The 6182-nt window shown below is 66.7% G+C and carries 5 protein-coding genes; 4 read left to right on the top strand and 1 reads right to left on the bottom strand.

The features are described 5' to 3' along the window. A partial coding sequence (locus tag AB4Z10_RS28320; RefSeq protein ID WP_441473734.1) for a HAMP domain-containing protein occupies window positions 1-1142 on the bottom strand: 1142 nt, incomplete at its 3' end. 380 nt (window positions 1143-1522) lie between these two features. Here AB4Z10_RS28320 and hslV point away from each other — a divergent pair. Genes hslV through trpS form a run of 4 tightly spaced genes read left to right on the top strand, consistent with a single transcriptional unit; the run spans window position 1523 to window position 6122 of the window. Further along, window positions 1523-2092 (top strand): ATP-dependent protease subunit HslV, encoded by a 570-nt coding sequence (gene hslV, locus AB4Z10_RS28315; RefSeq protein ID WP_441473733.1) that lies wholly within the window; start codon window positions 1523-1525, stop codon window positions 2090-2092. Between the two features lie 52 nt (window positions 2093-2144). Continuing rightward, window positions 2145-3455 carry an ATP-dependent protease ATPase subunit HslU gene (gene hslU, locus AB4Z10_RS28310; protein ID WP_441473732.1) on the top strand — a complete coding sequence of 437 codons (1311 nt, stop codon included), beginning with the start codon at window positions 2145-2147 and terminating at the stop codon, window positions 3453-3455. Next, window positions 3455-5029, top strand: coding sequence for a murein biosynthesis integral membrane protein MurJ (murJ, locus tag AB4Z10_RS28305; RefSeq protein ID WP_441473731.1), 1575 nt, complete (start codon window positions 3455-3457; stop codon window positions 5027-5029). The genes hslU and murJ overlap by 1 nt, the downstream gene beginning before the upstream one ends. A gap of 46 nt (window positions 5030-5075) precedes the next feature. Beyond that, complete coding sequence (trpS, locus tag AB4Z10_RS28300; protein ID WP_441473730.1) at window positions 5076-6122, top strand: tryptophan--tRNA ligase; 1047 nt, start codon at window positions 5076-5078, stop codon at window positions 6120-6122. Window positions 6123-6182: the final 60 nt, after the last annotated feature.

Below are 6182 nucleotides of genomic sequence, written 5' to 3'. Positions count from 1 at the left end.
GTGGTCTGGATCGTCGCCACCGTGGCCGAGAGGCGGTCGACCGTCTCGTTGATCGCGCCCTTCAGATCGGCGAAGCGCCCGCGATAGGCCGTCTCGACCCGGTTGGTCAGGTCGCCACCCGCGATCGCCGACAGCGTCTGCGCAAACTCTGTCGTCGCAGAATCAACCACCACGTTGATCTCGTTGATGCCGGCCACCAGCCGCTGCATCTGCTCGTCGGCGTCATCGATCTGCAACCGGGCGGAGAAATCGCCTGCCGCTGCCGCAGCGACAACCTCGCCGACATCCGACACCACCGCTTCCATCGACTGCGCCCGCGCCAGGCGGGCGGCCGCCGCGGCGCGTTCCTGCTCCTGCAGCAGCGCGACCTGCTCGGTGCTCTCGCGCAGCACCGAGACCGCGCGCGCCATGGCGCCGATCTCGTCCGGACGATCGGCATGAGGCACGTCGATGCGGGTATCGCCGGCCGTGAGCTTCTCCATCACCTCGCTGAGATCGAGGATCGGGCGCGTGATCGAACGCTGCGCGAAGACGAGGGCCACCCCAACGGACATCAGCAGGGTTGCGAGCAGGACGAGCGGCATGAGCCACTGGACCTGACGGGTAAAGGCCGTCGCCTCGTCGCCGACGAGGATGCCAGCCTTTTCGACGCGTTGGCTGAAGCCGATCAGCAGGTCGTTGAGGGCTTTCCGGTTGGCGCGATTGGCCTCGTTATTTCCCTGGACACTGGCCGCCTCCGGCGAAACCTGGCGTCCGAGCCGGGCTGTTTCAACGCGGAAGGCAATGAATTCCTCGACGGATTTGGTGATCTGCGCGATCGTCTCCCGCTCTTCGGCCGACGCGACCGTCTGCAGCTCGGCCACGAATTTGCGCAGCGTCGGAATGCGATCGTCGATCCCCTTGGCGTAAGCTTCGGCTTCCTGCGGCGTCTTGGCCATGTAGATGCCGCGCGACTCCATCACCACGGCCGTGACGACGCCGTTGATCCGCTGCGTCAGCAGCGCGACATTACCCTGGGTTTGAGAACGCGTATTCAGGTCATCCGCCTTTTGCAGACCGTAGATACTGATGATCGCGGAAATAATGGCTCCGCCCGCGACGATGGCGAGCATGGCGAGAATCTTCAGGCGGATGGATTTCATGACAACGGTCCCAAGGCGACCTCCTGAACGAGGCGGTCGTTTCCACAAGGCGACCATTCGTCGTTAACAATAAAAAACTGCTTAAAAATTGATCGATTCGATCGCCCTGATTTTGGGCTCGTTCACGCTCGAAATGTCCTCGACGTGTCGAAGAGTTTTCCTCTGGCAGCGAAGTCGATAGTCGGAATTAAAGCAGTTTACACTTGAACTATTCGATGGCTCATGCACCGGATTCCGGTGACCTGTCACGGGCGGCGCCCGCCGTGATCCGGCGCCAAAACCCTGCTTTGCAGGGACGGCGCGCGCGTGCCCCCTTGATAGAGCGGGCTCGCCTGAACATGTTGGCGTCTTCCGCAGTCCAGTTCCGGTTCACGATTGCCATGTCCGAACACAGCAATGTCCCTGTGATGCACGCCACCACCATCCTGATGGTGCGCAAGGCCGGGCGGGTCGTCATCGGCGGCGACGGGCAGGTCTCGCTCGGCCAGACGATCATGAAGGGCAATGCGAAGAAAGTTCGCCGCCTTGCCAAGGGGCAGGTGATTGCCGGCTTCGCCGGGGCGACGGCCGATGCCTTCACCCTGTTCGAGCGGCTCGAGAGCAAGCTCGAGCAATATCCCACGCAATTGCTGCGCGCCTGCGTCGAGCTCGCCAAGGACTGGCGCACGGATCGCTATCTGCGTCGGCTCGAGGCGATGCTGCTCGTCGCCGACAAGGAGGTTTCGCTGCTGATCTCCGGCACCGGCGACGTGCTGGAGCCGGAGGCGGGCGAGCACGGCGCGGTGATGGCCATCGGCTCCGGCGGCAACTATGCCCTGTCGGCAGCGCGCGCTCTGATCGATATCGAGCCCGATGCCGAGATGATCGTGCGCAAGGCGATGAAGATCGCCGGCGACATCTGCGTCTACACCAACCACAGCCTCGTCATCGAGACGCTGGAGGCGGCGTGATCGCCGTAGCCAAGGCGCTTCCCAAGGCATTTCACCCGGATATCGTACCGTAATGACCAGCTTTTCCCCCCGCGAGATCGTTTCCGAGCTCGACCGTTTCATCGTCGGCCAGAAGGACGCCAAGCGCGCCGTTGCGGTCGCGCTGCGTAACCGCTGGCGCCGGCAGCAGCTCGAAGGGCCGCTGCGCGAGGAGGTCTCGCCGAAGAACATCCTGATGATCGGGCCGACCGGCTGCGGCAAGACCGAGATCGCGCGCCGCTTGGCCAAGCTCGCCAACGCGCCCTTCATCAAGGTCGAGGCGACCAAGTTCACCGAGGTCGGCTATGTCGGCCGCGACGTTGAATCGATCGTGCGCGACCTCGTCGAGATTGCTATCGCGCTGGTGCGCGAGAGCCGCCGCAAGGACGTCCAGGCCAAGGCTCACCTCGCCGCCGAGGAACGCGTGCTCGACGCTTTGGTCGGCGCGAATTCCAGCCAGGCGACGCGTGATTCCTTCCGCCGCAAGCTGCGCGACAACGAGCTCGACGGGAAGGAGATCGAGGTCGAGGTGGCGGCGGGCGCCGGCGCGGCCACGCCGATGTTCGAGCTTCCCGGCATGCCGGGCGCTTCGATCGGCGCGATCAACCTCTCCGACATGTTCGGCAAGGCTTTCGGCCAGAAGGGCAAGCCGAAGCGCATGCTGGTCAAGGACGCCTACCAGCCGCTGCTGGCCGAGGAGAGCGACAAGCTGATCGACCAGGAGGCGATCGTGCAGGCCGCGATCCGCGAGGTCGAGGAGAACGGCATCGTCTTCCTCGACGAAATCGACAAGATCTGCGCCCGCGAGGGCAAGGGCGGCGCCGATGTCTCGCGCGAGGGCGTGCAGCGCGACCTGCTGCCGCTGATCGAGGGCACGACCGTCGCCACCAAGCACGGCGCGGTCAAGAGCGACCACATCCTCTTCATCGCCTCGGGTGCGTTCCACGTCTCCCGCCCCTCCGATCTTCTGCCGGAGCTGCAGGGCCGTCTGCCGATCCGCGTCGAGCTCAACCCGCTCGACATCGAGGATTTCAAGCGCATCCTCACCGAGACCGAGGCGAGCCTGATCAAGCAGTCGGTCGCGCTGATGGCGACCGAGGAGGTCAGCGTCGAATTCAAGCCCGACGCGATCGATGCCATCGCCCGCATCGCCGTCGACGTGAACTCCACGGTCGAGAACATCGGCGCCCGCCGGCTCCAGACCGTGATCGAGCGCATCCTCGACGACATCTCCTTCACCGCGCCGGACCGCTCTGGCGAAACCGTGATCATCGACGCGGCCTATGTCGAGGCCCGCATCGGGGATCTGGCGAAGAACGCCGATCTGAGCCGGTTCATCCTCTGATGGACGAGCCGGCCGCGTCTGCGCCGGAAGCCTCCTCCCGGCTCGCCCGCGATTCGGCCGTTGTCGGAGCCGCCACGGTCGCCTCGCGCCTGCTCGGTTTCGCGCGTGACGTGCTGATCGCGCGCCTGCTCGGCGGCGGGCCGGCCGCCGACGCCTTCCTCGCGGCGCTGCGCCTGCCCAATCTCGTGCGGCGCGTGCTCGGCGAGGGCGGGTTGAACGCGCCCTTCGTGCCGCTCTACCTGGCCGTCAAGGCGGACAGGGGTGAGAAAGCTGCGCGGCGATTCGCCGGTGAGGCGGCTGGCCAGCTCGGCCTGCTGCTGCTCGTGCTCGTCGCGTTCGGCGAGCTCTTCGCGCCCTGGCTCGTGCTCGGCCTTGCCGGCGGCTTCGCCGACGAGCCCGAAACGCTCGCAATGGCCGCCTCCTATACGCGGCTGATGCTGCCTTTCCTGCTGCTGACGACGCTTGCGGCGCTGCTTGCGGCGCTGCTCAACGCCGAGCGCCGCTTTGCGGTCGCAGCCCTCGCGCCCGCGCTGATGAATGCGATCCTGCTCGGCGTCCTGCTCGCCCTGCATGTGATGGGTGCAGGGCCGGAGGACGGGGCGCGCTGGCTCGCGCTCTGCGTCAGTCTGACCGGGCTCGCCCACCTGGCCATGATCCTTGCGAGCCTGCGCGGCTCCGGCCTGCCGCGTCCAAGCCTGCGCTGGTCGCCGGAGATGACCCGGCTGATCCGTACCGGCGGCGCGACGCTGCTGGCGGCCTCCGCGGCCCAGCTCGTTTTGCTGGTCGCGACACAGATCGCTTCGTCCGAGCCGGGCGCGGTGGCGGCGCTCTACTATGCCGACCGCGTCTTCCAGCTCCCGCTCGGCTTCGTCGGCGTGGCGATGGGCACGGTCGTGCTCTCCGACATGGCGCTGGCGGCGACCCGAGGCGGGCCGGATGCCATGCTCGGACAGTCGCTGGCGCTCGGCCTCGCGCTCGCTTTGCCCGCGGCGACCGCGCTCGTCGCGCTGGCCGAGCCGATCGTTTCGGTGCTGTTCGAGTACGGGCGCTTCGATGTCGGCGACCGCGAGCGCACAGCTGCGGCGCTCGCCGCTTTCGGCTGCGGCCTGCCCTTCGCCGTCGTGGCGAAGGTCTTCGGCCAGGTCTATTTCGCACGCAGCCGGCCGCGGCTGCCGCTGATCTCGGGCGGCCTGGCGGTACTCGTCGCGCTGCTTGCCGGGCTTCTGCTGCCGGGCGGTCGCGATGCGGCGCAGATGGCGGCCCTGGCGGCGACGCTCGCCTTTGCCGTTCAGGCGCTCATGCTTGGTATCGCCCTGCTGCGCGACGGCATCTGGCGGCCGAGCCTGGGCAATCTACGCCCCATCGCCGCAAGCCTCGCCGCCAGCGCGCTCATGCTCGCCGTGCTGGCCCTCCTGCTGGGCCTGCTGGCGGAGCCGCTGATGACGGAGCAGCCGGCATTCCGCCGCATCGGCGCGCTCGGCCTGCTCTGCCTCGCAGGCCTTGTCAGCTACGGCACGGCGGGCTGGGTGCTCGGCGCCTTCGGCGCTCTCCCCTTGCGCAAGCGGCGGGCTTGAGCCAGAAGCGCCGCTTCCCTCCTCCATCGTGACGACGGAGTGCCCCATGTCGGGTTTTCATCAGCGCGTTTTCTCAGGCATGCAGCCGACCTCGACGCTGCATCTCGGCAATTATTTGGGCGCACTGACCAATTGGGTGGCGATGCAGAAGACGCATGAATGCGTGTTTTGCGTCGTCGACATGCATGCGATCACGATGTGGCAGGATCCGGCCGACCTGAAGCGCGCCATCCGCGAGGTCACCGCCGCCTATATCGCGGCCGGCATCGATCCGCAGAAGAGCATCATCTTCAACCAGAGCCAGGTCTCGGCCCATGCCGAACTCGCCTGGATCTGCAACTGCGTCGCGCGGCTGGGCTGGATGAACCGCATGACCCAGTTCAAGGAGAAGGCCGGCAAGGATCGCGAGAATGCCTCGCTCGGCCTCTATGCCTATCCGAGCCTGATGGCGGCCGACATCCTGCTCTACAAGGCGACGCATGTGCCGGTTGGCGAAGACCAGAAGCAGCATCTGGAGCTCACCCGCGACATCGCCCAGAAGTTCAACAATGACTTCGCGCCGCAGATCGCCGAGCTGGGCCTGGGCACGGGCGAACTTGGCTTCTTCCCGCTCCCGGAGCCGATGATCCTGGGGCCGGCCCAGCGCGTCATGAGCCTGCGCGACGGCACCAAGAAGATGTCGAAATCGGATGCCTCCGACTATTCGCGCATCAACCTGACGGACGATGCCGACGCCATCGCCCAGAAGATCCGCAAGGCCAAGACCGACCCGGAGGCGCTGCCCTCCGAGGCGAAGGGGCTCGAGGGGCGGCCCGAGGCCGAGAACCTCGTCGGCATCTATGCCGGCCTCTCGGGCATGGCGAAGGGCGATGTGCTGAACGAGTTCGGCGGCGGCCAGTTCTCGCGCTTCAAGGCGGCTCTGGTCGATCTCGCGGTCGAGAAGCTCGCGCCCATCGCCGTGGAGATGCGCCGCCTGCTGGCCGAGCCGAAGCATATCGACACGATCCTCGGGGAAGGCGCGGCCCGGGCCGATGCCATCGCCGCGCCGATCATGCGCGAGGTCAAGGACATCGTCGGCTTCGTGCGCAGCTGACAAGGCACTTGGGGCGACGGGCTTGCGCCGGGGTGCCGGCGCAGGCCACCATGCTCGTCC

This window comes from Allobosea sp. RAF48, from assembly GCF_052114025.1.
GTDB lineage: Bacteria > Pseudomonadota > Alphaproteobacteria > Rhizobiales > Beijerinckiaceae > Allobosea.
Note: the sequence above shows the minus strand (reverse complement) of the source record. Positions and strands in the feature narration are given on the sequence as shown.

Coding starts and splice junctions, on each gene's coding strand:
- trpS (WP_441473730.1), top strand. CDS start 5,076: ATGTCGGGTTTTCATCAGCGCGTTTTCTCAGGCATGCAGCCGACCTCG.
- hslV (WP_441473733.1), top strand. CDS start 1,523: ATGTCCGAACACAGCAATGTCCCTGTGATGCACGCCACCACCATCCTG.
- murJ (WP_441473731.1), top strand. CDS start 3,455: ATGGACGAGCCGGCCGCGTCTGCGCCGGAAGCCTCCTCCCGGCTCGCC.
- hslU (WP_441473732.1), top strand. CDS start 2,145: ATGACCAGCTTTTCCCCCCGCGAGATCGTTTCCGAGCTCGACCGTTTC.